This window comes from Stenotrophomonas sp. X (genome assembly GCF_055721025.1).
In genome coordinates, this window is sequence record NZ_CM146756.1 from 888,246 (window position 1) to 911,800 (window position 23,555).

21 protein-coding genes are annotated in these 23,555 nt (G+C 66.4%); 12 read left to right on the forward strand and 9 right to left on the reverse strand.

What is annotated here, in order from left to right; genetic code table 11:
- The first annotated feature begins 263 nt into the window (after positions 1–263).
- Positions 264–1,451, forward strand: coding sequence for a mechanosensitive ion channel family protein (locus tag ACZ75I_RS04020; RefSeq protein ID WP_472958731.1), 1,188 nt, complete (start codon positions 264–266; stop codon positions 1,449–1,451).
- 72 nt (positions 1,452–1,523) lie between these two features.
- On the opposite strand, the gene ACZ75I_RS04025 is transcribed toward ACZ75I_RS04020, so the two are convergent.
- The 3 genes from ACZ75I_RS04025 to typA are packed head-to-tail and all read right to left on the reverse strand — an operon-like array spanning position 1,524 to position 5,514.
- Entirely contained in the window at positions 1,524–3,146 is a 1,623-nt protein-coding gene (locus ACZ75I_RS04025; protein ID WP_472958732.1) for an amidase, read from the reverse strand.
- 41 nt (positions 3,147–3,187) lie between these two features.
- Entirely contained in the window at positions 3,188–3,655 is a 468-nt protein-coding gene (locus tag ACZ75I_RS04030; RefSeq protein WP_061480553.1) for a DUF2127 domain-containing protein, read from the reverse strand.
- Between the two features lie 11 nt (positions 3,656–3,666).
- Positions 3,667–5,514: a translational GTPase TypA gene (gene typA / locus ACZ75I_RS04035; RefSeq protein WP_061480552.1), complete on the reverse strand. Its 1,848-nt coding sequence runs from the start codon at positions 5,512–5,514 to the stop codon at positions 3,667–3,669.
- A 270-nt stretch (positions 5,515–5,784) separates the two neighbouring features.
- Between typA and ACZ75I_RS04040 the strand changes: the two genes are divergently transcribed.
- From ACZ75I_RS04040 to ACZ75I_RS04065, 6 genes are all read left to right on the forward strand, one after another.
- Positions 5,785–6,276, forward strand: coding sequence for a peptidylprolyl isomerase (locus ACZ75I_RS04040; RefSeq protein WP_005408225.1), 492 nt, complete (start codon positions 5,785–5,787; stop codon positions 6,274–6,276).
- Between the two features lie 118 nt (positions 6,277–6,394).
- Entirely contained in the window at positions 6,395–7,381 is a 987-nt protein-coding gene (locus tag ACZ75I_RS04045; protein ID WP_005415428.1) for a malate dehydrogenase, read from the forward strand.
- Positions 7,382–7,510: 129 nt separating this feature from the next.
- The gene (locus ACZ75I_RS04050; protein WP_346476635.1) at positions 7,511–8,125 is read left to right on the forward strand and encodes an RluA family pseudouridine synthase; all 615 of its coding nucleotides are present in this window, start codon (positions 7,511–7,513) and stop codon (positions 8,123–8,125) included.
- Between the two features lie 532 nt (positions 8,126–8,657).
- A complete protein-coding gene (prpE, locus tag ACZ75I_RS04055; protein ID WP_180868734.1) occupies positions 8,658–10,538 on the forward strand; it encodes a propionate--CoA ligase in 1,881 nt (626 codons plus the stop codon).
- A gap of 193 nt (positions 10,539–10,731) precedes the next feature.
- The gene (locus ACZ75I_RS04060; protein ID WP_005415431.1) at positions 10,732–11,235 is read left to right on the forward strand and encodes a hypothetical protein; all 504 of its coding nucleotides are present in this window, start codon (positions 10,732–10,734) and stop codon (positions 11,233–11,235) included.
- A 46-nt stretch (positions 11,236–11,281) separates the two neighbouring features.
- A complete protein-coding gene (locus ACZ75I_RS04065) occupies positions 11,282–12,337 on the forward strand; it encodes a suppressor of fused domain protein (protein ID WP_061480596.1) in 1,056 nt (351 codons plus the stop codon).
- Positions 12,338–12,460: 123 nt separating this feature from the next.
- Here ACZ75I_RS04065 and ACZ75I_RS04070 read toward each other — a convergent pair whose 3' ends face one another.
- From ACZ75I_RS04070 to ACZ75I_RS04090, 5 genes are all read right to left on the reverse strand, one after another.
- On the reverse strand, positions 12,461–13,072 hold the full coding sequence (locus tag ACZ75I_RS04070) for a glutathione S-transferase N-terminal domain-containing protein (protein WP_180868736.1): 612 nt from the start codon (positions 13,070–13,072) through the stop codon (positions 12,461–12,463).
- 84 nt (positions 13,073–13,156) lie between these two features.
- Positions 13,157–13,615, reverse strand: a complete 459-nt coding sequence (locus tag ACZ75I_RS04075) for a cell wall hydrolase (RefSeq protein WP_004154513.1) — start codon at positions 13,613–13,615, stop codon at positions 13,157–13,159.
- 301 nt (positions 13,616–13,916) lie between these two features.
- Entirely contained in the window at positions 13,917–15,947 is a 2,031-nt protein-coding gene (locus ACZ75I_RS04080; protein ID WP_472958733.1) for an FAD-dependent oxidoreductase, read from the reverse strand.
- Between the two features lie 134 nt (positions 15,948–16,081).
- On the reverse strand, positions 16,082–16,714 hold the full coding sequence (gene yczE / locus ACZ75I_RS04085; protein WP_061480599.1) for a membrane protein YczE: 633 nt from the start codon (positions 16,712–16,714) through the stop codon (positions 16,082–16,084).
- 195 nt (positions 16,715–16,909) lie between these two features.
- On the reverse strand, positions 16,910–17,929 hold the full coding sequence (locus ACZ75I_RS04090) for a zinc-binding alcohol dehydrogenase family protein (protein ID WP_180868740.1): 1,020 nt from the start codon (positions 17,927–17,929) through the stop codon (positions 16,910–16,912).
- Positions 17,930–18,286: 357 nt separating this feature from the next.
- Here ACZ75I_RS04090 and ACZ75I_RS04095 point away from each other — a divergent pair, with 357 nt between their 5' ends.
- The 4 genes from ACZ75I_RS04095 to ACZ75I_RS04110 all read left to right on the forward strand — a co-directional run bounded on the left by ACZ75I_RS04095 (position 18,287) and on the right by ACZ75I_RS04110 (position 21,350).
- On the forward strand, positions 18,287–19,378 hold the full coding sequence (locus ACZ75I_RS04095) for an OmpA family protein (RefSeq protein ID WP_049416163.1): 1,092 nt from the start codon (positions 18,287–18,289) through the stop codon (positions 19,376–19,378).
- Positions 19,379–19,596: 218 nt separating this feature from the next.
- Complete coding sequence (locus tag ACZ75I_RS04100) at positions 19,597–20,103, forward strand: hypothetical protein (protein WP_005408235.1); 507 nt, start codon at positions 19,597–19,599, stop codon at positions 20,101–20,103.
- Positions 20,104–20,123: 20 nt separating this feature from the next.
- Positions 20,124–20,930 carry a pseudouridine synthase gene (locus tag ACZ75I_RS04105; RefSeq protein ID WP_195763115.1) on the forward strand — a complete coding sequence of 269 codons (807 nt, stop codon included), beginning with the start codon at positions 20,124–20,126 and terminating at the stop codon, positions 20,928–20,930.
- An 84-nt stretch (positions 20,931–21,014) separates the two neighbouring features.
- Entirely contained in the window at positions 21,015–21,350 is a 336-nt protein-coding gene (locus ACZ75I_RS04110) for a hypothetical protein (RefSeq protein WP_005415439.1), read from the forward strand.
- 89 nt (positions 21,351–21,439) lie between these two features.
- Here the strand turns inward: ACZ75I_RS04110 and kbl are convergent, their stop codons facing one another.
- Complete coding sequence (gene kbl / locus ACZ75I_RS04115; protein WP_005415440.1) at positions 21,440–22,648, reverse strand: glycine C-acetyltransferase; 1,209 nt, start codon at positions 22,646–22,648, stop codon at positions 21,440–21,442.
- 200 nt (positions 22,649–22,848) lie between these two features.
- Between kbl and ACZ75I_RS04120 the strand changes: the two genes are divergently transcribed.
- The gene (locus ACZ75I_RS04120) at positions 22,849–23,544 is read left to right on the forward strand and encodes a TorF family putative porin (protein ID WP_061480603.1); all 696 of its coding nucleotides are present in this window, start codon (positions 22,849–22,851) and stop codon (positions 23,542–23,544) included.
- Positions 23,545–23,555 lie beyond the last annotated feature (11 nt).

A 23,555-nucleotide genomic window follows, 5' to 3' on the forward strand; every position in this document is an offset into this window, starting at 1 on the left:
TGCAGATCGCGGAGATCTGTCGTAGGCGGGGTGGGTCCGGTTGCGGGGGCGTGAGCCGCATGGATGCGGCGACCGAGCTTACATGGACGTACTTGCAGCGCCCCCCGCAACCGGACCCACCCCGCCATCCCACAGCAAACCCGCTTCTGCTTCGGCTGTTGCTGTTGCCGTTGCTGTTGCTTCGGCTTCTGGGCAGGTGCAGGGCTGCAAGCCCTGCCGATCAACACCCTCCTTACGAACGGCTGACGTGACGCTCATGTGCCATGCGCGAGGCTGTCCGTTCACGCTTTCACGTGGAGGTGGCAAGAGTGCCTTGGGAGCACATGCAGGCCTATGCATGGCCATTGGGTTTGGCCGCATTGGTGGGCGGCATCGGCGCGTGGCTGATCCTGTGGATCTACCATCGGCTGAAAGAGCGTGATCGGCGGCGCGCGCGCATCGGGCGTGTGCTCGGGCTGCCAATGGCCACCGCATGGCCGCTGCTGCTGTTGATCCCTGCATTGCAGGCCACGCCGCTGCAGGATCCCCTTCTGGGCAACCTGCAACGGGTGCTGCATATCGCACTGACCGCCTGCTTCATCTGGTTGCTGGTACGCGCAGTGGCAGCGGGTGAGCGGGCCATCCTGCGCAGCCATCCCATCGATGTCTCCGATAATCTGGAAGCGCGCCGCATCCAGACCCAGACGCGGGTGCTCAGCCGTGTGCTGATGGGCGGCATCATCGTGCTGGGTGCTTCGCTGGTGCTGTTGACCTTTCCCATGGTGCAGAAGATCGGCACCGCGCTGCTGGCCTCGGCGGGCCTCATCGGCCTGGTGGCCGGTATCGCCGCAAAGCCAGTGTTCGGCAATCTGATCGCTGGCCTGCAGATTGCAGTGACCCAGCCGATCCGACTGGACGATGTAGTGATCGTCGAGGGCGAGTGGGGACGCATCGAGGAGATCGGCAGCAGCTACGTGGTGGTACGCATCTGGGACGAGCGGAGGATGGTGGTGCCGCTGACCTGGTTCATCGAGAACCCCTTCCAGAACTGGACCCGGCGCAGCGCCGATCTGCTCGGTACGGCGTTTCTGTGGCTGGACTATCGTGCCCCGATCGCGGCGATCCGCGCCGAGCTGGAGCGCATCTGCCAGGGCGAGGCATTGTGGGATGGCCGGGTCTGCGTGGCCCAGGTGACCGAAACCAGCGAGCGTGCGATCCAGGTGCGCCTGCTGGTGAGTGCGCGCAGCTCTGGCGACGCGTTCGACCTGCGTTGCCTGGTACGCGAGCGCATGCTCGATTTCCTCGCGCGTGAGCATCCGCAGTCGCTGCCGCAGCTGCGTGCGCGGATGCAGCATGCTGACGAGCTGGACATGCCGCGTGGTCCACGTGCACGTACTGCAGATGTGCGTTCGCCGGGGGCTGAAGACGGTGAGGCGGCAATCGTGCCAGCGGAGCCCGACCAGCCGCTGTAGAGCCGAGCCATGCTCGGCTGCTTTCGATTTTCCGTTGAAGCCGAGCGTGGGCTCGGCTCTACAGAAACACGATCACGGCTCGCCGGCGTCGATCAGCGTGTCGGTGCCGAAGTGCGGTGGCCGCCGCGCGCGGGTGCGCTGTTCGTAGGCGTACGCCATTTCGATCAGCTTCGGTTCGCTCCAGGCGGTGCCCATGAACAGCAGGCCGACCGGCAGGCCATCGATCTGGCCCATCGGCACGCTGAGGCTGGGATAGCCGGCGACGGCGGCGGCACTGTAGCTCTCGCCGGGGAAGTCGTCGCCTTCGCTGCGGATCGGCCACGCCACGCCGGTGGTCGGCGCGACCAGGGCGTCGAGCTGGTGGGCGGCGAGGGCGGCATCGATGCCTTCCGGGCCCGCCAACCTGCGCGCATCGCTGCGTGCGCGGATATAGGCGGGGTCGGCCAAGCCGGCGGTAGCGTCGGCCTCCACCAGCAGTTCCTGGCCGAACAGGCCCAGTTCCTGCTTGCTGTGCGCCTGGTTGAAGGCGATCAATTCGGCCAGGCTGTGCAGGGGAGCGCGGTGGGCGCTGAAGTAACGCTCCAGCCCGGCCTTGAACTCGTACAGCAGTACCTTGAGTTCGGCGTCGGCCCAGGCGCCCTGGTTGGGCAGCTCCACCGGCACCACGACGGCGCCGGCCCGACGCAGCTCGGTGGCGGCGTGTTCGATCAGTGGCGGCATGCCGCGGTATTTCAGCAGCGGCGTCTGCAGCAGGCCGATGCGCTTGCCACGCAGTCCCTGCGGATCCAGCCGCGCGGTGTAGTCGTACACCGCACGGCCGGGCATGGTTGCGGTGGCCGGGTCGGCATCATCGCGGCCGGCAATTGCGGTCAGTACGGCGGCAGCGTCGGCGACGCTGCGTGTCATCGGCCCCGCAGTGTCCTGGCTGAAGGAAATCGGGATGATCCCATCGCGGCTGACCAGGCCAACGGTCGGCTTGAGGCCGACGATGCCATTGATCGCCGCAGGGCAGACGATGCTGCCGTCGGTTTCGGTGCCGATCGCCACGCTGGCCAGGTTGGCGGCGACCGCTACCGCGCTGCCGCTGCTGGAACCGCAAGGCGAGTGGCTGAGGCGATAGGGATTGCGGGTCTGGCCACCGCGCGCGCTCCAGCCGGACACCGAATCGTTGCCGCGGAAATTGGCCCATTCGCTGAGATTGGTCTTGCCCAGCACCACGGCCCCGGCCTCGCGCAGGCGCCGCACCAGATACGCATCGTCAGGGCGGAACCCCTGCAGGGCCAGAGAGCCGGCACTGGTGGCCATCGGCGCAGCGTTGATGTTGTCCTTCAGCAGTACCGGGATGCCGTGCAGCGGGCCACGCAGGCGTCCATCGCGGCGCTCGCGGTCGCGCGCCGCGGCTTCCTTCAGGGCATCGGGGTTGAGCTCGATCACCGCGCGCAGGCGGGGCCCGGCCCGATCCAGGGCGGCGATGCGCTGCAGGTAGGCCTGGGTCAGGGTGGTGCTGTCCAGTTCACCGGCGGTCATCCGCGCCTGCAGGTCGGTAACATCGGTTTCAGCGTACGGGAACGGCACGTTGCGGCTCGCAGGTTCGGCCGCATGCGCGCTGGGCGTGGCCGGGCTGCAGCCAGCCGAAAGCAGCGCAGGCAGCGCGGCGAGCAGGCAGGTCAGCAGAGGCGGCAAGGACGGGCGCATGGGGCGGCTTGGTCGGCTCCAATCCCCAGTGTAGCCGGTGCTCAGCGGTGGCGCTTGCGCAGGTCGCGGGCGAGAACGTAGACCACGATCAGGTTGATCGCCAGGATCGTCCACGACGGCCAGCCGGGGTGGCGGATGATCGCGAAGATGTCGAAGGGCAGGTACAGCGAGGCAGTCAGGCAGCCCAGCCAGGAGGCCCAGGCCTTGGCCCGCCACAGGCCCCAGGCTTCGACCAGGTGCAGCAGGCCGTAGCCGATCATCCCTGCCGCGGCCAGGTGGACCGCGTCGGGGTTGATCATATGCAGCAGCGAGGGCAGGGTGCCATGGTCCGGATCCAGGCTGAAACGCCGGATCAGGACCATGATGCCGTGCCGAAGCGGCTGCGGTCCGAGCACTTCCAGCCCGGTGGCGGCCAACAGCGCCAGCATCGCCTTGCTCGCTTCGAGCAGGGCGATGACGTGCAGACCCGGATGCCGGTGTGGATCCGGGTTGTAGCCGCTCTGGTTCACGGGGTGCTGGCTCAGCCGCCGCGCGAAGCCTTCTTGCGGTCGCTCTCGGTCAGGAACTTCTTGCGCAGGCGGATCTCCTTCGGGGTGATCTCGACCAGCTCGTCGTCTTCGATGAAGTCCAGGGCCTGTTCCAGCGAGTACTTGATCGCCGGGGTCAGCTGGATCGCATCGTCCTTGCCGGAAGCGCGCATGTTGGTCAGGGGCTTGGTCTTAATCGCGTTGACGGTCAGGTCGTTGTCCTTGGAGTGGATGCCGACCAGCTGACCTTCATACACGTTGTCGCCTTCGGCAGCGAAGAGCTTGCCGCGTTCCTGCAGCGGGCCCAGCGAGTAGGCCGGGGTGACGCCCGGCGCATTGGCGATCATCACGCCGTTGATGCGCTTGGCGATGGCGCCCTGTTCCTTCGGGCCGTAGTGGTCGAACACATGGAACAGCAGGCCCGAACCCTGGGTCAGGGTCTTGAACTCGTTCTGGAAGCCGATCAGGCCACGGGCCGGGATCTGGTACTCCAGGCGCACGCGGCCCTTGCCGTCCGATTCCATGTTCTTCAACTGGCCCTTGCGGGTGCCCAGCTTTTCCATCACGCCGCCCTGGTGGACTTCTTCGATGTCCACCACCAGCTGCTCGATCGGCTCCATCAGCTGGCCGTCGATTTCCTTGATGATCACTTCCGGGCGCGACACGGCCAGCTCGTAGCCTTCGCGGCGCATGTTCTCGATCAGCACCGACAGGTGCAGTTCGCCACGGCCGGAGACCAGGAACTTGTCGGCGTCTTCCAGCTGCTCGACCTTCAGGGCCACGTTGTGGACCTTTTCACGGTCCAGGCGGTCCTTGATCTGGCGGCTGGTCAGGAACTTGCCACCGGACAGGTCCTTGTTGCCGGCGAACGGTGAATTGTTCACCTGGAAGGTCATCGAGATGGTCGGCTCGTCGACGGTCAGCGCAGGCAGGGCTTCCGGGAAGTCCGGTGCGCAGATGGTGTCGGAGATGGTCAGCTCCTGGATGCCGGAGATGGCCACGATGTCGCCGGCCTCGGCCGAATCCTGCTCGATGCGCTCCAGGCCCATGAAGCCCAGCACCTGCAGCACCTTGCCGTTGCGCTTCTTGCCTTCACGGTCGATGACCGCGACCTGCATGTTCTTCTTCAGGGTGCCGCGCTGGATGCGGCCGATGCCGATCACGCCCACGAAGTTGTTGTAGTCCAGCTGGCTGATGCGCATCTGGAACGGGCCTTCCGGGTCCACTTCCGGCTTCGGCGCGTGCTGCATGATCGCTTCGTACAGCGGGGTCATGTCGCCGTCGCGCACGGTGTCTTCCAGGCCCGCGTAGCCGTTCAGGCCCGAGGCGTAGACGATCGGGAAGTCCAGCTGCTCGTTGGTGGCACCGAGCTTGTCGAACAGGTCGAAGACCTGGTCGATCACCCACTCCGGACGGGCGCCCGGACGGTCGACCTTGTTGACCACGACGATCGGCTTGAAGCCCATCGCGAAGGCCTTCTGGGTCACGAAGCGGGTCTGCGGCATCGGGCCGTCCATCGCATCGACCAGGATCAGCACGGTGTCGACCATCGACAGCACGCGCTCGACCTCACCGCCGAAGTCGGCGTGACCGGGGGTGTCGACGATGTTGATCCGGTTCTTGATGCCGGTCTTCTTGTCTTCCCAGGTGATGGCGGTGTTCTTGGCCAGGATGGTGATGCCGCGTTCCTTTTCCTGGTCGTTGCTGTCCATCACGCGCTCGGCGAGGACGGTGCGCTCGGACAGGGTGCCGGACTGCTTCAGCAGCTGGTCGACCAGGGTGGTCTTGCCATGGTCGACGTGGGCGACGATGGCGATGTTGCGAAGATTTTCGATGGACATACGAAAGGGGGCCAGTCGGCGCCGGATTTGGAAAAAGAAGTCCAACATTATACGTCGAACTTGACGATTCGCGAAAAGATGGATTTCACGCCGGCCAAACGGCCCATTCAGCTGGCTGTCCACCGCTTCGGCCGAGGTCGCCAGGACGGCCCCTCGGCTCACTTCCCCTGGCTGAAGGCGGGGGCTCCACCGATGGTCGAAGGCACCGCCGCCACGAGGCAGGTGTAAACTAGGTGGCTAGACGCATTCCCCTTTGCACCAAGGATCTTCATGTCCCTCATCGCCACTTTCGACACCACCCAGGGCCCGATCAAGGTCGAGCTGTTCGCCGACAAGGCGCCGCTGACCGTGGCCAACTTCGTGAACCTGGTCAAGCACGGCTTCTATGACGGCCTGATCTTCCACCGCGTGATCGCCGACTTCATGATCCAGGGCGGCTGCCCGCAGGGTCGTGGCACCGGCGGCCCGGGCTACAAGTTCGAAGACGAGAAGAATGGCGTGAAGCACGAGGTCGGCTCGCTGTCGATGGCCAACGCCGGCCCGAACACCAACGGCAGCCAGTTCTTCATCACCCACATCAAGACCGATTGGCTGGACGGCCGCCACACCGTCTTCGGCAAGGTCCTGGAAGGCCAGGCCATCGTCGATTCGGTCAAGCAGGGCGACGTGATCCATTCGATCACCCTGGAAGGCGACGTCGACGCCGTGCTGGCCGCCCAGGCCGACCGCGTCGCGGAGTGGAACAAGCACCTCGCCGCCTGACCCCCTTTCGAAACGGCCACCCACGGGTGGCCGTTTCCCTGTTCCCCGCCGCCCGCCCGGCCTGCGTGGCCATGCCCGCGGCGCCCCATCAAACGCTTGCAAGCAAGAGGAAACCCCCATGAAAGCACCCGTTCGTGTTGCCGTGACCGGCGCCGCCGGCCAGATCGGTTATGCCCTGCTGTTCCGCATCGCCTCCGGCGAAATGCTGGGCAAGGACCAGCCGGTCATCCTGCAGCTGCTGGAACTGCCGGTCGACAAGGCCCAGGCCGCCCTGAAGGGCGTGATGATGGAGCTGGAAGACTGCGCGTTCCCGCTGCTGGCCGGCATGGTTGGCACCGATGACGCCGAAGTCGCGTTCAAGGACGCCGACATCGCCCTGCTGGTCGGCGCACGTCCGCGTGGCCCGGGCATGGAGCGCAAGGACCTGCTGCTGGAGAACGCCAAGATCTTCACCGCCCAGGGCGCCGCGCTGAACAAGGTCGCCAGCCGTGACGTGAAGGTGCTGGTGGTCGGCAACCCGGCCAACACCAATGCCTACATCGCGATGAAGTCGGCTCCGGACCTGAAGCCGGAGAACTTCACCGCCATGCTGCGCCTGGACCACAACCGCGCGCTGAGCCAGCTGTCGGCCAAGCTGGGCAAGCCGGTCGGTGGCATGGAGAAGCTGGTGGTGTGGGGCAACCACAGCCCGACCATGTACCCGGACTACCGTTTCGCCACCGCCGACGGCGCCTCGATCGCCGATGCGATCAACGACCAGGAGTGGAACGCCAACACGTTCATCCCGACCGTCGGCAAGCGCGGCGCGGCGATCATCGAAGCCCGTGGCTCGTCCTCGGCCGCTTCGGCGGCCAATGCCGCCATCGACCACGTGCGTGACTGGGTGCTGGGCAGCAACGGCAAGTGGGTCACCATGGGCGTGCCGTCCGACGGTTCCTACGGCATTCCGGAAGGCGTGATCTTCGGTTTCGCGGTGACCACCGAGAACGGCAAGTACACCCTGGTCAAGGATCTCCCGATCGACGACTTCAGCCAGAAGTACATCGACAAGACCCTGGCCGAGCTGGAAGAAGAGCGCGCCGGCGTCGCCCACCTGCTGGGCTGATGCAGGCGGTACCGGCCACGGCCGGTACCTCCACCGCGATGGTGGGTACCGACCGTTGGTCGGTACGCTCACCGCAGAAGACGGGGAGGCTTCGGCTTCCCCGTTTTCATTTGGAATTCCTGGAATCGCATGATCCACCTGCACTACATCGACGACGCGCTGCTGGTGGCTGAAAAGCCCGCCGGCCTGCTGTCCGTGCCCGGCCGCAGCGCCGAGAACCAGGACTGCGTCGTCGCGCGCCTGCAGGCGCTGTACCCGGATGCGTTGACCGTGCACCGCCTGGACCAGGTGACTTCCGGGCTGCTGCTGCATGCGCGTGGCAAGGACATGCAGGCGGCGTTGTCGATGCAGTTCGAGCAGCGCCGGGTTGGCAAGCGCTATGAAGCGATCGTGGAGGGACTGCTTGAAGGCGATGCCGGCGACGTGGATCTGCCGCTGATTGTGGACTGGCCGAACCGGCCGAAGCAGACGGTCGATCACGAACGCGGCAAGCCGGCGCTGACGCGCTGGCGCGTAATGGCGCGTGATGTGGAAGCGCAGCGTACCCGCGTGGAGCTGGAACCGATCACCGGCCGCAGCCATCAGCTGCGCCTGCACACGGCCAGCCTCGGCCATCCCATCGTCGGTGATGTCCTGTATGGCGCGGCACCGGCGCAACGCGTGCACCTGCATGCGCGCAGCCTGCGGTTCACCCATCCGGTGACGGGCGAAACACTCGCGTTCGAGTCCGCGACTCCGTTCTAGGGGGCCGGCAGGGCTTGCAGCCCTGCACCCGCAGAATCAACGTCAACGTCAACGTCAAAAGCGGGCTATCCGTGGGTTGGCGGGACGGTGTCGGAGTGCGGGGACGCCGCAAGTACGTCCGTGTAGGCTTGGCAGCCGCATCCATGCGGCTGACACCCCGTACTCCGACACCGTCCCGCCTCTGACAGATTCCCGCGATCTGATGGATCCATGCTATGCGTGGATGGAATCTGTCAGATATCGAAATACATCCGGGGTCAGATCCGGCATGGCGGGCGTCGGATCGTGTCTGGGGCAGAGCCCCCTGGGTCAGGGGGCGGCCGCGAAGCGGCGGGGGTTTGGGTGTTGGTAAGTGGGGCCCGCGGTTCGCGCAGCGAAGCGTGGGAGCGGCAGCGCGCATGCGATGGCGCGTACCGAGGTGCAGGGCTGCAAGCCCTGCACAACAAACCCCACCCCCTACCAAGGTAGGGCGGCCCGCGCGCCAGCGCCGGACTATCCTCGAACCCATGACTTTGTCTGGGAGGGCTGCGTCATGAACTACGAGGAAACCTACCGTCGCTCGATCGACGAGCCGGAGGCGTTCTGGGGCGAGGAAGCCAAGCGCATCCATTGGCACAAACCGCCGCAGCAGGTGCTCGATTACAGCAACCCGCCGTTCCGGCGCTGGTTCGTCGGTGGTGAAACCAATCTCTGCTACAACGCCGTCGACCGCCACCTGGCAACGCGCGCCGACCAGCTCGCGCTGGTTGCGATTTCCACCGAAACCAACAGCACCCGCGAGATCACCTATCGCCAGCTGTATCGCGAAGTGAGCGACTTCGCCGCCGTGCTCAAGCATCTCGGCGTCGGCCACGGTGACCGCGTGGTGATCTACATGCCGAACATGGCCGAAGCCGTGTTCGCGATGCTGGCCTGCGCGCGCATCGGTGCGGTGCACTCGGTGGTGTTCGGTGGCTTCGCCGCGCACAACCTGGCGCTGCGCATCGACGATGCGAAGCCGAAGTTGCTGATCGCAGCGGATGCCGGCATGCGCGGCGGCAAGCTGATTCCATATAAGCCGATGGTTGACGCGGCCTGCGCCGAAGCAGCTTCGCCGCCACCACACGTGCTGATCGTCTCGCGTGGGCTGGATGCCGCCGAACCCCGCGTGCCGGGTCGCGACGTGGACTACGCCGCGCTGCGTGCACAGGTTGGTGAAGTCGATGTGCCGGTGCAGTGGCTTGAAGCGAGCGAGCCGAGCTACCTGCTGTACACCTCCGGCACCACCGGCAAGCCGAAGGGCGTGCAGCGCGATGTCGGTGGTTACGCGGTGGCGATGGCGCAGTCGATGGAGACCGTGTTCGACTGCAAGCCGGGCCAGGTGATGTTCTCCACTTCCGACGTCGGCTGGGCGGTGGGCCACTCGTACAACGTGTACGGCCCGCTGATCGGTGGCTGCACCTCGTTGCTGTACGAGGGGCTGCCGACGAATCCGGACCCGGGTATCTGGTGGGCGCTGTGCGAACAGTACAACGTGCGCACCATGTTCTCCTCACCCACCGCCATCCGCGTGCTGAAGAAGCACGACGCGGACTTCATCCATCGCCACGACCTGCGCGCCCTGAAGTACCTGTTCCTGGCCGGCGAGCCGCTGGACGAACCCACCGCGCACTGGATCAGCGAAGCGCTGGGCAAGCCGATCATCGACAACTACTGGCAGACCGAAACCGGCTGGCCGGCACTGACCCTGCTGCCGGGCCTGGAGATGAAGCCGGTGCGCTTCGGTTCACCGGGCTTCCCCAATCTCGGCTATCGGATGAAGGTGATCGACGAGAACACCGGCGAGGAAGTGGCGCCGGGGCAGAAGGGCGTGCTGGTGGTGTCGCCGCCCTTGCCGCCGGGTTGCATGAGCACGGTGTGGAACGACGACAGCCGTTTCCTGCAGAGCTACTTCAGCCACTTCAAGGAACTGCTGTACAGCTCGCTGGACTGGGCGATCCGCGATGACGATGGCTATACCTTCATCCTCGGCCGTACCGACGATGTGATCAACGTGGCCGGGCATCGTCTGGGTACGCGCGAGATCGAGGAGGCCATCTCCAGCCACCCGCGCGTGGCCGAGGCTGCCGTGATCGGGGTCAAGGACGAGCTGAAGGGGCAGGTGCCGCTGGTGTTCGTCACCCTCAAGCAGGGGCTTGAGGGCGAGGATCCGGCGCCGGTGGTGGCCGAGATGATGGCGACGGTGACGACTTCGCTTGGTGCGGTCGCGCGCCCGGCGCATGTGCACGTGGTCAACGCGCTGCCCAAGACCCGTTCGGGCAAGCTGCTGCGGCGCTCGTTGCAGGCGTTGGCCGAGCAGCGTGACCCGGGCGACCTGTCGACGCTGGATGATCCCAGCGCGCTGGAGGAAATCCGCCGCGCGCTGGGCCGCTGACCTGCTTCTGTAGAACTGAGCCGATACTCGGCTCCGCATGCCTTGCCAAAGCAGCCGAGCATGGGCTCGGCTCTACAGGGGAGGCCGTTGCTGCACCGCAGCTTCCTCCCTGCAACCGGTGCGCTAAGCTCGGTTGCAGGGGAGCGTGCCCGCCAGGGTGCGCCGGCATTGCGCATCGAGGGAGGGGGAGGCAATGGCATTGCTGCACGCCAAGACGGCGGCTGGCCGTCAGGAAATCGAAGACCGTGGCCGGCGCCTGCCGGCGGCACTGCGTTCAATCCTGCTGATGGTCGATGGCCATCGCGATGACACCGAACTGCGTGGCCTGTTCGATGGCCTGCGCGCACCTCCGGATGCACTGGAGCAGCTGGCCGCACAGGGACTGATCGAGGTGATCGGCGGGAGCGTAGAGGCCGCTCCGGCGCGTGGCATCAGCACCGGCCGCGAACAGGACCCGGCGCTGTACCAGCAGTTGTACGACGCGATGAGCGAGGCGGTGCGGCGCCATCTGGGGCTGAAGGGCTACTTCATGCAGTTGAAGATCGAACGCTGCACCGATGCGCTGGCGCTGGAACGCCTTTGCCCGGAACTGCTGGCGGCGGTGGGCAAGGCGCGCAGCCCGGCGCTGGCCCAGCGCTGGTGGCAGGAAACCCAGTCCGCCGTAGTAAACGCTGGCAAAGAGGTCGTGCAGGCCTGAGCCACCGCGTAAAGTGATCGGTTCACTTTCCCACAAGGAGTCCCGCGTGCAGGACGACCACGATGACACCGACACCCCCGGCTGGGACGCGATCAATGCGGCGCTGGCGCCGCTGTATGCCGGGCAGGAGCCGCGACACTACGGCACCGCGCTTCCCTACACGCTCGGCGGCCAGGATCCGCTGGATGGCATCAGCGTGTACTGGGCGGATGCGCCGGTTCCGCATTGGCACTACATCACCTACGGTTTCTCCGAGCTGTATGCCAAGGAGAGCAGTGATGCTGCCGCCAGCGGCTATGGTTTCGAGCTGACGTTCCGTCTTGCTGCCGAAGCCGCTGAGAACGCCGACAGCACGCCGCCGGTGTGGCCGATGAACCTGCTGCAGAACCTGGCGCGCTATGTGTTCGGCAGCGGCAACGTGTTCGAGGATGGCCACCATCTGAATGCGAACGGCCCGATCGCACTGGAGACCGACACGCGGTTGTGCCACTTGGCCTTCATTGCCGACCCGCAGTTGCCGGCACGCGACACCGCCAATGGCCACCTGCAGTTCCTGCAGCTGGTCGGGCTGACCGATGAGGAGATGGAGGCGGTCAAGCGCTGGTCGACGCGTGGCGTGCTGCAGGCACTGCAGCCGGCGATGCCGCTGTGGATCAGCGACCTGCATCGCGGCAACCTGCTGGAAGATCCGGCATTGGCCGAACGGGTGAGGGCCGGCAGCGAGCGCGAGGGCTCCAGCACCGGCATGCTGTTCGTCGAGACGTTGGACTGGCGGCAGGAGGCGGGCGTCACCACGCTGGTGCTCGGCGCGGGCCAGGTCGCCAGCGTGTGCGAACTGCTGCCGCTGCGCCTGCGCCACGGAAAGTCGCTGGAACTGGTCAGTCGCGAGCGGCAATGGGCGTTCATTCCAGCCGGGCATGGCGACGTGGGCGAACTGTCGGCGGACAGCGCGCGCTGGGCGCTAAGCGAGGCGGGGCTGCGGGCCCTGGCCGGCGTGCGTGCCGAACGTGGCATCTACCCGTTGACGGAGGCGCTGCGCATCGACGTGGTGCCGACCTATCTGCGCGATGCCAAGGGCGAAGTGATCCGCCAGATCGGCTGAGTGTGAGGATGCAACGGATGGGGTCAGAGCCGCCTGCGGTACAGGCGGATCCGACCCCGCGTTTGGCAACCAGCGGGGTCAGATCCGTTCGACACGCAAACGGCCCTGACCCCCGGGTCATCCTCAGGCCAGGCCTTCGGCCTTCAGCGCGGCCTGCACGCCGGCATCGGCGTCCATGCGTGCCTTGTAGGCGGCCAGGTTGTCCAGGCCGGACAGATCAACCTTGGTACCGGCGGCCCAGCGCAGGGTGATGTAGAAGTACGGGTCGGCGAAGCTGCGGAAGCCGGCCAGCCAGGGCTTGTCGGCCAGCTGCTTGTCGGCGGTCTCGAACAGGCCACGCAGGCGCTTGTGCGCGGCGGCGCGGATCGCATCGAACTGGCTCTCGTCGGCGATGAACTTGCTCGGCGCGAACAGCGGCGAGAAGGCCGGGTGCACGTCGGAATTGACGAAGGCCAGCCAGCGGGTGGCTTCGGCGCGCTGGCGCGGACTGCCATCACCGCCGAGGCCGGCCTGCGGGAAGCGGTCGGCGATGTAGCCCATGATCGCGGCGTTCTGCAGCAGCACGAAGTCGCCGTCGACCAGTGCGGGAACGGCACCGGCCGGGTTGATCTTGAGGAATTCCGGACCCTTCAGGGTGTCCTTGTTCAGCAGTTCAACCTCGAACGGCTGGCCGGTCCACTGCAGGGCGATGTGGTCGGCGGTGGAACAGGCACCGGGCTTGCTGTACAGCTTCATGGGAACTCCAGGTGATGCGGGCGGGAAACGCCCACTATCCCAGAGCCCGGCGGCGGCCGGCAACGCTGCCGCCAGCACGGATCGTTACGACTGCCGCGGCTTGAGGTTCTGCACCTTGTAGAAGGTGTGATCGCCGATGGTCGCCACCTGGTAGGCGTTGCGCCAGTTCGGGCTGGCGATGGACAGCGCGGCGAAGTGGCTGGCACCGGGCACGATCTCGCGGCGTTCGCCGGCCGGCAGCGCCCAGTTGCGCTCGGCGTCGAAGGCCACGTTCATCGCTTCGCTCCACGCCGCGTCATTGCCCAGCTGGGTGCCGGGGGAGACGATGGTCGGTGCGAACTGCTTGCGCGCGGTGACCACTTGGCACATCGAGTCGCCCCACAGGCCACTGTCGAGACGGCGCAGGGCAACCTCGGCAACGGCCTGCTGGCCGCGCAGGGTCTGGTCGCGGGCTTCCAGGTAGACGGTGGTGCTCAAACACAGTGAATCAGCGGCCGGCTGAGGCAGCAACTGCGACAGCCAGAGAATCCAGGCCAGTTTCATACAACTAACTCCTTGCTCCGTATGGGCCGCACCCTCCGGTTCCGGCCGCGGGGCGGCAGGAGGCGGGGGACGACTTGGCGTCATGGGGAGGCGGCCATCGGGGCCGCCCCGTGGGCAGCCCCAAAAGAAACGATCAGTACCGATCGTGGGGACTGCGCCGGCTCACCGGAAACTGGCTGGTGAGCGGAAAGATGGCGCAAGGTAGGGGGGCATAGCCGAACGCATCATGAACCGCTCGGCTTGACATTCAGGTTCAACCGGGGTGACGGAAATCACATTCCGTCCCCCATTCAGGCGCTCATCAGAGCGCGGCGGCGACCCGGCTGCCCTGGTCGATGGCGCGTTTCGCATCGAGTTCGGCGGCCACGTCGGCACCACCGATCAGCTGCGCGTTGATGCCGGCCGCCTGCAGTTCGGCCTGCAGCGTGCGGTTCGGTTCCTGCCCGGCGCAGATCACCACATGGTCGACCGGCAGCAGCTGTTCGCTGCCGTCCACGCGGATGCGCAGGCCCTCGTCGTCCACCCCCAGGTACTCGACGCCACCGAGCATGCGCACGCCCTTGGCCTTCAGTGTGGCGCGATGGATCCAGCCGGTGGTCTTGCCCAGCCGCGCGCCTGGCTTGCCCGGGCTGCGCTGCAGCAGCCACAAGCGCCGCGGTGACGGCTTGACCTGGGGCCGGCCCAGCGAGCCGCGTGCCTCGAAGCTGGCATCCACGCCCCATTCGGCCATCCAGCGCTGCGGATCCAGCGAGGGGGATTCACCGGCGTGGCTGAGGAATTCGCCGACATCGAAGCCGATGCCGCCGGCGCCCATGATCGCCGCATTGGCGCCCACTTCGACCCGTCCCAGCAGCACGTCCAGGTAGCTCACCACCTTGTCGTGATCGGCACCGGGGAAATCGACCTTGCGCGGGGTGATGCCGGTGGCCAGCACCACCTCGTCGAAGCCAGCCAGTTGGGAAGCCTCGACGCGGGTACCCAGGCGCAGCTGTACGCCGGTCTCCTGCAGCGCGTGGCGGAAGTAGCGCAGGGTCTCGTGGAACTCTTCCTTGCCGGGGATGCGCTTGGCCACGTTGAACTGGCCGCCGATCTCATCATTGGCATCGAACAGGGTGACCTGGTGGCCACGCTGGGCAGCGACAGTGGCGCAGGCCAGGCCGGCGGGGCCGGCACCGACCACCGCAACCTTCTTCGGCGTAGCCGTGGGACGATAGACCAGCTCGGTCTCGTGGGCGGCGCGCGGATTGACCAGGCAGCTGGCCAGCTTGTTCTCGAACACGTGGTCCAGGCAGGCCTGGTTGCAGGCGATGCAGGTGTTGATCGCCTCCGCGCGGCCGGCACGGGCCTTGTTCGGCCACTGCGGGTCGGCCAGCAGCGGGCGTGCCAGCGACACCATGTCGGCGCCGCCACCGGCCAGGATGCGTTCGGCAACGTCGGGCATGTTGATGCGGTTGGTCGCCACCAGCGGTACCTTCACATGCGGCTTGAGCTTGGCGGTGACGCCGGCAAAGGCCGCGCGCGGCACCGAGGTGGCGATGGTCGGAATGCGCGCTTCGTGCCAGCCGATGCCGGAATTGATGATCGTTGCGCCAGCCGCCTCGATCGCCTGCGCCTGCTGAACGATCTCGTCCCAGTCGCTGCCGTCGTCGACCAGATCCACCAGTGACAGGCGGTAGATGATGATGAAGTCCGGGCCGCAGGCCTCGCGGATGCGGCGCACGATCTCGACCGCGAAGCGCATGCGCTGGCGCGCGTCGCCGCCCCAGGCATCGGCGCGCTTGTTGGTGCGCGGGGCGATGAACTCGTTGATGAGGTAGCCCTCCGAGCCCATCACTTCCACGCCGTCGTAGCCGGCCTCGCGGGCCAGCTTGGCACTGCGAGCGTAGTCGGCGATATGGCGCTCTACGCCGCTGGCCGACAATGCGCGCGGGGTGAACGGGTTGATCGGTGCCTTCAGCTTCGACGGTGCCACCGACAACGGGTGGTAGGCATAGCGGCCGGCATGCAGCAGCTGCAGGCAGATCTTCGCGCCGTGCTGGTGCGCGGCGGCGGTGAGCTGGCGGTGCGGCCGCACTTCCCAGGGCCAGGACAGCTTGCCACCGAATGGCTTCAGCCAACCGACCACATTGGGCGCGAAGCCGCCGGTGACGATCAGGCCGACGCCGCCCTCGGCGCGCTCGGCGAAGTAGGCCGCCAGCCGCGGGAAGTCGCGGGCGCGATCTTCCAGGCCGGTGTGCATCGAACCCATCAATACGCGGTTGCGCAGCTGGGTGAAGCCCAGGTCCAGCGGGGCGAACAGGTGGGGATAGGCGCTTTCGTTGGCTGGCGACATGGTCGATACGCTTGCGTACGGAAGCGCGAAGCGTGCCGCGAAACGGCGGCCGGGGCAAGGGCCGCTTCTTTGGGAGGGCTGGCCGCTGTCTGACGGTTTGGCAGTGCCGGCCGCTGGCCGGCATTCCGGTCAACTCAGGGCGATTGCGGTTGCCGGCCAGCGGCCGGCACTACCGGCGCGGGCCGACCGATCCCGAACCAGCCCAGCGTCATTCCGCACAGCGGCCCGATCAGCAGGGCGAAGGCGAGGGTGCCGAGGCCGACATTGCCGCCCAGGCACCAGCCCAGCAGCAGTACGCTGCCTTCGATCAGGCTGCGCACCTTCCAGATCGGCCAGCCGGTACGGGCATGCAGACCGGTCATCAGACCATCGCGTGGCCCCGGGCCAAGGCGGGCACCGATGTACAGGCCGGTGGCCAGCGCCACCAGCAGCATGCCGCCACAGAACATCGCCAGCTGCCAGCCAAGGCCGACGGCCGGCGGCAGCAGCCACAGCCCGAACTGTGCGGAGGGGCCGATCAGCATCACGTTGAGCACGGTGCCGACGCCCGGCTTCTGCCGCAGCGGCCACCACAGCAGCAGCACCAATGCACCGATGGCATTGGTTGCCAGGCCGAATGACAGCGGCGTCTGCGCAGCGATGCCCTGCGACAGCACATCCCAGGGTGCCACGCCGATGGCGGCACGGATCATCAGCGAGGCGCCGAAGCCGTACAGGAACAGGCCGGTGATCAATTGCAGCAGGCGCAAGGGCAGGGCGGTGGGCATGGCGGTCCGGGGGGGCGAGGATCTGTTTCCACCGTATCGCTGTTTCTGCATCATCCATAGATACAGATGCCGGCCAATTCGTTGCTACAGGTAGCGTCGATCCTGCATGCGGGCGGTTGTTCAGGGCCGAGCCCGTGCTCTGCGGGTGGCGGCAGGCACAGCAGCCGAGCGTGGGCTCGGCTCTACATCACCGCGTCAGTCGTCCCAGCCGACCAGCGCCAGCTTGCCTACCGTGCGCCCGCTGGCCAGGCGCTGATGCGCGATGTCCAGGTTGGCCGCATTGATCGTGCCCAGCGTCTCCTTGAGCGTGCCACGCAGCTGGCCGGCATCGATCATGCTGGCCGCACGGCTGAGGATGCGGTGCTGTTCGATACAGTCGGCGGTGGCGAAGCGCGAACGCGCGAACATGAATTCCCAGTGGATGCCGATGCATTTGGCCTTGTAGGGATCGCCGATGCGCAGCGCATCCCGCGGCTCGACGATCAGGCCGACGTGGCCCTGCGGTGCCAGCAGCTGGCCCAGTTCATCCCAGTAGTGGTCGGTGTCGGCCAGATTGAGCGCGACCTGCACCGCATCGATGCCCAGCGCCCGCAACTGGGGCTGCAGTGGCTGCCGATGGTCGATCACATGCGTGGCCCCCATCTGCCGGCACCAGTCGATCGAGGCCTCGCGCGAGGCGGTGGCGATCACCTCGAAACCGGCATGGCGTGCCAGCTGGATCGCCATCGAGCCGACGCCGCCGGCGCCGCCGATCACCAGCAGGTGCTGGCCCACGTGGCGGCGGCCATCGAGCTGCAGCGGCATGCGCTGGAACAGCATTTCCCAGGCTGTGAGAGTGGTCAACGGCAGCGCGGCCGCTTCAGCGAAATCGAGCGTGGTCGGCTTGCGCGCGACCAGGCGCTCATCAACCCACTGGTACTGGGCGTTGCAGCCCGGCCGGGTAACGTCACCGGCGAAGTAGACCTCGTCACCGGAGGCGAACAGGCTGGCCTCGTCACCGATGGCTTCGACCACGCCGGCTGCGTCCCAGCCGAGCACCCGGGGAACCTCAAGGGTGGCCGGATCGGTGGCGGCCCGCTGCTTGCCATCGACGGGGTTGACCGAAACCGCTTCGATTCGCACCAGCAGATCGCGGCCGCGAGGAGGCAGCGGCGGCGGCAGCAGGACATCACGCAGGGCGGGCGCGTATTCACGACTCAGGGCGACGGCTTTCATCACGGCTCCCGCTGGGTTCGTGATCCCATCATAAGGTTCCTCACGTTTCCTCAGACGCGCTGAACCGTGTGATGCAGCACGTTGCGCAATATGTCGCTTCTCGCGCCTAAACCCCGTCAAACCCTTGCAGCGTGTGGGTCTTGCGGATTTTCATCATCCTGTATAGGGTTTCAACGTCGGACCGGTGGACGGTCGGGCGCAACACTTCACATGTTACGGGACTGTTAACATGGCCTTCACCCGCCTGAGCATAATGTTCGCGGCGGTGGCGTGCTGAATCGGCTGTCGAACATCGACGCACTAGTGCTGGCCCATGCCTCTACCGGTTTCATACCCCCGAAATAGGAGCTGTACTCAATGAACAAGAAGATCCTTACTGCCGCGCTGCTGGGCGGCCTGGCTTTCGCCCAGGCAGCTTCGGCGCAGGAGTTCGATGACCGCTGGTACCTGACCGGTTCGGCCGGCTTCAACTTCCAGGACAGCGACCGTCTGACCAATGACGCTCCGTTCGTGACCCTGGGCCTGGGTAAGTTCATCAGCCCGAACTGGTCGCTGGACGGTGAGCTGAACTACCAGAACCCGAACTTCGACAGCAACCAGGACCTGAACTGGTCGCAGTACGGCGTCTCGCTGGACCTGCGTCGCCACTTCATCAAGGAAGGCCGCGGCTGGAACCCGTACATCGTCGGTGGCCTGGGCTACCAGAAGTCGGAAGAAGAGTACGCTGCGCTCGACAACAACGGCCCGCGCCAGCGTAAGGACGGCAATGTTGCCGCCAAGCTGGGCGTCGGCCTGCAGACCACCTTCGAGAAGCGTGTTGCTGTCCGCGCCGAAGTGGCCTACCGCGCTGACTTCGACGACCAGAGCATCGCCGCACGTGACGAGAGCTGGTTCGGCGACGTGCTGGCTTCGGTCGGCGTCGTGATCCCGCTGGGCCCGGCTCCGGTCGCGGCTGCTCCGGCTCCGGCTCCGGTTGCCCCGAGCTGCGCCGACCTGGACGACGACGGTGACGGCGTCAACAACTGCGACGACAAGTGCCCGAACTCGCAGCCGGGTCAGACCATCGGTCCGGACGGTTGCCCGGTTCCGGTCTCCATCGACCTGAAGGGCGTCAACTTCGACTTCGACAAGTCGAACCTGCGTCCGGACGCCGTGGCGATCCTGAGCGAAGCCACCGAGATCCTGAAGCGTTACCCGGATCTGCGCGTTGAAGTTGCCGGTCACACCGACTCGAAGGGTACCGACGCTTACAACCAGAAGCTGTCGGAGCGTCGTGCTACCGCCGTGTACAACTACCTGACCAAGAACGGCGTTGACGCCGGTCGCCTGGTCGGCCCGATCGGCTACGGCGAGAGCCGTCCGATTGCTCCGAACACCAACCCGGATGGTTCGGACAACCCGGAAGGTCGCGCCAAGAACCGTCGTACCGAGCTGAACGTCCAGAACTAAGTTCTGACGCTCTGCCCGTAGGACACAGCAGGACCCGGCTTCGGCCGGGTCTTGTTGTTTCTGCGGCCAGGAAGCTCGCCTGTGACGCGGCAACACAACCGTTCGTCGGTCTTTTGTCCGTAAAACCAACAAGTTGTCGTATTCATTGAAAGTGGCGCTTGAAAGCTGACGCGGCATTGCTAAACTCGCCGCGTCACTTCCTTCCGTGGATGCCCCTCATGCTGCGTTCTGCATCGGCCGCCGTCCTGGCGCTGGCCCTGGTTCCCGCCGCCCACGCTGCGGTCGATTGCTCGGTCAACACCAGCGCCTCGCCGCTGCCGTTGCCGGCCACGACCATCGCGCCAGTGGCCGACGAGCTGTACATCCGTGGCAACCAGCTGGGCATGCCGGCCGGTGTGCTGAGCAGCAACTACGACCCGTCGCAGTCGCTGGACCAGGTGCTGCAGCGCCTGCGCATCGACGGCTGCCAGAACATCGCCAAGGCCATTCCGAGCGCACCGGCGGTGAAGCCGAACGATCCGGCGGCCTACAAGCCGCAGACCGAATTCGACAACACGCCCTGGCGCTTCGACATGAGCCAGAACGGCAAGCGCATGACCGCCGAAGAGTTCGACGCCTGGATGAAGGCGCGCGGCGTTCGCGTGGTCAAGGCGCGTCCGGCTCCGGCCGCCACTCCGGCCCCGGCCGAAGCACCGGCTGAGACCAAGCCGGTCGACAAGAAGTAAGCGCCGCGGGGAGCAGAGGCTTGCGCACGCGCCGCCCGCCTGCCGCCCCCGCCGCCCGCTCCCGCGCACCGCGTGGGCGTGCGACTCCGAATGTATCCAGTGGCGTGCGCCATGGCCTGGCGCGCGTGCTGTCCAAGGCGGGTGTGTGCTCGCGCAGCGAGGCCGCGCGCTGGATTGCCGAAGGCCGCGTACGGGTGTCCGGCCGCATCGTGCGCGACCCGGAATTTCCGATTGGCCAGCCGGTGCCGCCGATCGAGGTCGACGGCCAGCCGATGGGGGCGCCGCAGCGCCTGTACCTGATGCTCAACAAGCCGCGCGGGGTGGTCACCACGGCGCAGGACGAGCGTGGTCGCGACACCGTGTACCGCTGCTTCGATGGTGCCGGCCTGCCGTGGATCGCGCCGGTCGGGCGCCTGGACAAGGCCAGCGAAGGCTTGCTGTTGTTCAGCAATGATCCGCAGTGGGCGGCGCACCTGACCGATCCGGAGACCGGCCCGCAGAAGACCTATCACGTGCAGGTGGATCGTCTGCCCGATGAGGACACCCTGGCCGCGCTGCGCGCCGGTGTCGAAGACGCGGGCGAGTTCCTCGCCGCCCGTGCCGTGCGCGTACTGCGCAGTGGCGACAAGACCGCATGGCTGGAGGTGGTCCTCGACGAGGGCCGCAACCGCCATATCCGCCGCCTGTTGGCGGCCTTCGACCTGCAGGTGCTGCGCCTGGTCCGGGTCGCGATCGGTGGGCTGCTGCTCGGCGATCTCGGCAAGGGCCAGTGGCGGGTTCTGCAGGTCAGCGACCAGCAGCGGCTGGGGGCCGCTGCACCGGGCTGATCATCGCCCGTGGCCGGCAGTTGCCGGCCGCCGTTCCAGGCGTAGGGGGCGCCTGGCTGTCGACTTTCCCGAACGGAGCCTGCCATGTACCACCCGACCCTCAATCAAACCCTGCGCTGTGCAGGCCTGCTGCTGCCGATGGTGCTGCTGGCCGCCTGCGGCGGCCACAAGAAGGTGGCCAAGGCGGAAACGCCTGCCGAGACCCCGGTGGTGGAAGTGAAAACCCCGGAGCTGGATGGTCGCGGCAGTTACCGCTTCCTGATGAGCAACGGCGACAAGAAGATGACCGCCGATGAGTTCGATGCCTGGATGAAGGCCAACGGCATCCGCGTTGCCAAGGGCAATGGCCAGGACGCTGCCGCCAAGCCGGTAGTGGTTGCCAGCAAGGAAGAGCCGAAGGGCAAGAAGAAAAAGAAGTGACGCCAGTGGGTGCCGACCTTGGTCGGCACGCTTTGACCGTGCGGGGTCAGAGCCCTTTCCTGCGGAAAGGGATCCGACCCCGGCCGTGATCAGCCCTTGACCACGCCCAGTTCGACACCGATGCGGGTGAAGGCGTCGATTGCCCGGTCCAGGTGCTCGCGGCTGTGCGCAGCGCTGATCTGGGTACGGATGCGGGCCTGGCCCTTGGGCACCACCGGGAAGAAGAAACCGATAGCGTAGATGCCTTCTTCCAGCAGGCGCTCGGCGAACTTCTGCGCCAACGGTGCGTCATACAGCATCACCGGGCTGATCGGATGCACGCCCGGCTTCACGTCGAAACCGGCGGCGGTCATCTTTTCGCGGAAGTAGGCGGTGTTCTCGGCCAGGGTGCTGCGCAGGTCGTCAGCGGCCGCCAGCATTTCGAACGCCTTGATGCCGGCGGCTACCACGTGCGGCGGCAGCGAGTTGGAGAACAGGTACGGGCGCGAGCGCTGGCGCAGCAGTTCGATCACCTCGGCGCTGGCGCAGGTGAAGCCGCCCAGTGCGCCACCCATGGCCTTGCCCAGAGTGCCGGTGATGATGTCGATCTTCTCCAGCACGCCCTTGACCTCGGCCGAGCCGCGGCCGGTGGCACCGAGGAAGCCGGTGGCATGGCATTCGTCGATGTGTACCAGGGCGTTGTACTTCTTTGCCAGCGCGGTGATCTCGTCCAGCGGCGCGATGAAGCCGTCCATTGAGAACACGCCGTCGGTGGTGATCAGCTTGGTTTTGCAGCCGGCGGCATCGGCGGCCTGCAGCTGGGCTTCCAGATCGGCCATGTCACAGTTGGCGTAGCGGAAGCGCTTGGCCTTGCACAGACGCACGCCGTCGATGATCGAAGCATGGTTCAGTGCATCGGAAATGATCGCGTCGTTCTCGCCAAGCAACGGCTCGAACAGGCCGCCGTTGGCATCGAAGCAGGCCGCGTACAGGATGGTGTCCTGCTTGCCGAAGAAGTCGGCGATCTGCTTCTCCAGCTGCTTGTGCAGGTCCTGGGTGCCGCAGATGAAGCGCACCGAGGCCATGCCGAAGCCGTGGGTATCGAGTGCGTCCTTGGCGGCCTGGATCAGGTCCGGATGGTCGGCCAGTCCCAGGTAGTTGTTGGCACAGAAATTCAGCACCTTGCGGCCGTCGTCGAGGGTGATCTCGGCCGACTGCGGGCTGGTGATGATCCGCTCGGACTTGAACAGGCCCTGGGCGCGGATGGCGTCCAGTTCCTCGGCGTAGTGGCGGGTCAGGGCGGAGGAGGCGTCGGTCATGGCGTGGGCACGGCTCTGAACGGGAAACCGCCAATTCTACCGGGCATCGCCGCTTGCCAACCGACCCGGGCGGGGCATCGCCACGGCGGACACATGTTGCATCGCAATAGCAAACGGGTTAAAAATTCGTGAACCGGCGCTGTCCCGCTCCGGCCGCTCCCGCCTTCCGCGCCACGCCACCGCCCCCACCGGAGACGCTCATGAAGCACGCCCGTGCCTGCCTCGCCATTGCCGCTGCCTTGACCCTGGCCGCCCCGTTCACCGCCAGTGCGCAGGAAAACGAATCGCCGTACAGCTGGAACGTCACCGCCGTTTCCGATTACCTGTTCCGTGGTGTCTCGCAGACTGACGAAAAGCCGACCCTGCAGGCCGGTTTCACCTACACCTCGCCGGTCGGCCTGTATGCCGGTGTCTGGGGTTCGGGCGTCGACTTCGGTCCGGGCGACCCGAGCACTGAGGTGGACTACCAGATCGGCTACGGCGTTGACGTCACGCCCCGCGTCAATTTCGACGCGCTGCTGAACCGCTACACCTACCTCGGTGCCAGCGAGCTGAACTACAACGAGCTGATCACCACCACCACGCTGGACGAGACCTACAAGCTGACGGTGGCCTACACCAACGATGTCTGGAACAGCAGCACCGATGGCTGGTACTTCGGCCTGGGCGGCAGCTGGGGCCTGCCGAAGGACTTCACCCTGAATGCCAACGTCGGCCGCAGTACATTCGAGGACGGCATCGCCAAGGACTACACCGACTGGAACGTCGGCGTCGAACGCCAGTTTGGCCTGTTCAACGTCGGCCTCGGCTACTACGGCACCGACGGCAACGGCCGCGACAACTCCGGCAAGCTGGCACACAGCCGCGTGCTGCTGACCGTGGCCGTCGGCAAGTAACCCTTGCTTCG

Bases quoted from the DNA above. Each gene is read 5' to 3' on its own strand.
- ACZ75I_RS04120 (WP_061480603.1), top strand. From the start codon at position 22,849: ATGAAGCACGCCCGTGCCTGCCTCGCCATTGCCGCTGCCTTGACCCTG.
- ACZ75I_RS04040 (WP_005408225.1), top strand. From the start codon at position 5,785: ATGTCCCTCATCGCCACTTTCGACACCACCCAGGGCCCGATCAAGGTC.
- prpE (WP_180868734.1), top strand. From the start codon at position 8,658: ATGAACTACGAGGAAACCTACCGTCGCTCGATCGACGAGCCGGAGGCG.
- yczE (WP_061480599.1), bottom strand. From the start codon at position 16,714: ATGCCCACCGCCCTGCCCTTGCGCCTGCTGCAATTGATCACCGGCCTG.
- ACZ75I_RS04100 (WP_005408235.1), top strand. From the start codon at position 19,597: ATGCTGCGTTCTGCATCGGCCGCCGTCCTGGCGCTGGCCCTGGTTCCC.
- ACZ75I_RS04110 (WP_005415439.1), top strand. From the start codon at position 21,015: ATGTACCACCCGACCCTCAATCAAACCCTGCGCTGTGCAGGCCTGCTG.
- ACZ75I_RS04050 (WP_346476635.1), top strand. From the start codon at position 7,511: ATGATCCACCTGCACTACATCGACGACGCGCTGCTGGTGGCTGAAAAG.
- ACZ75I_RS04045 (WP_005415428.1), top strand. From the start codon at position 6,395: ATGAAAGCACCCGTTCGTGTTGCCGTGACCGGCGCCGCCGGCCAGATC.
- kbl (WP_005415440.1), bottom strand. From the start codon at position 22,648: ATGACCGACGCCTCCTCCGCCCTGACCCGCCACTACGCCGAGGAACTG.
- ACZ75I_RS04025 (WP_472958732.1), bottom strand. From the start codon at position 3,146: ATGCGCCCGTCCTTGCCGCCTCTGCTGACCTGCCTGCTCGCCGCGCTG.
- ACZ75I_RS04075 (WP_004154513.1), bottom strand. From the start codon at position 13,615: ATGAAACTGGCCTGGATTCTCTGGCTGTCGCAGTTGCTGCCTCAGCCG.
- ACZ75I_RS04080 (WP_472958733.1), bottom strand. From the start codon at position 15,947: ATGTCGCCAGCCAACGAAAGCGCCTATCCCCACCTGTTCGCCCCGCTG.
- ACZ75I_RS04090 (WP_180868740.1), bottom strand. From the start codon at position 17,929: ATGAAAGCCGTCGCCCTGAGTCGTGAATACGCGCCCGCCCTGCGTGAT.
- ACZ75I_RS04070 (WP_180868736.1), bottom strand. From the start codon at position 13,072: ATGAAGCTGTACAGCAAGCCCGGTGCCTGTTCCACCGCCGACCACATC.
- ACZ75I_RS04020 (WP_472958731.1), top strand. From the start codon at position 264: ATGCGCGAGGCTGTCCGTTCACGCTTTCACGTGGAGGTGGCAAGAGTG.
- ACZ75I_RS04095 (WP_049416163.1), top strand. From the start codon at position 18,287: ATGAACAAGAAGATCCTTACTGCCGCGCTGCTGGGCGGCCTGGCTTTC.
- typA (WP_061480552.1), bottom strand. From the start codon at position 5,514: ATGTCCATCGAAAATCTTCGCAACATCGCCATCGTCGCCCACGTCGAC.
- ACZ75I_RS04060 (WP_005415431.1), top strand. From the start codon at position 10,732: ATGGCATTGCTGCACGCCAAGACGGCGGCTGGCCGTCAGGAAATCGAA.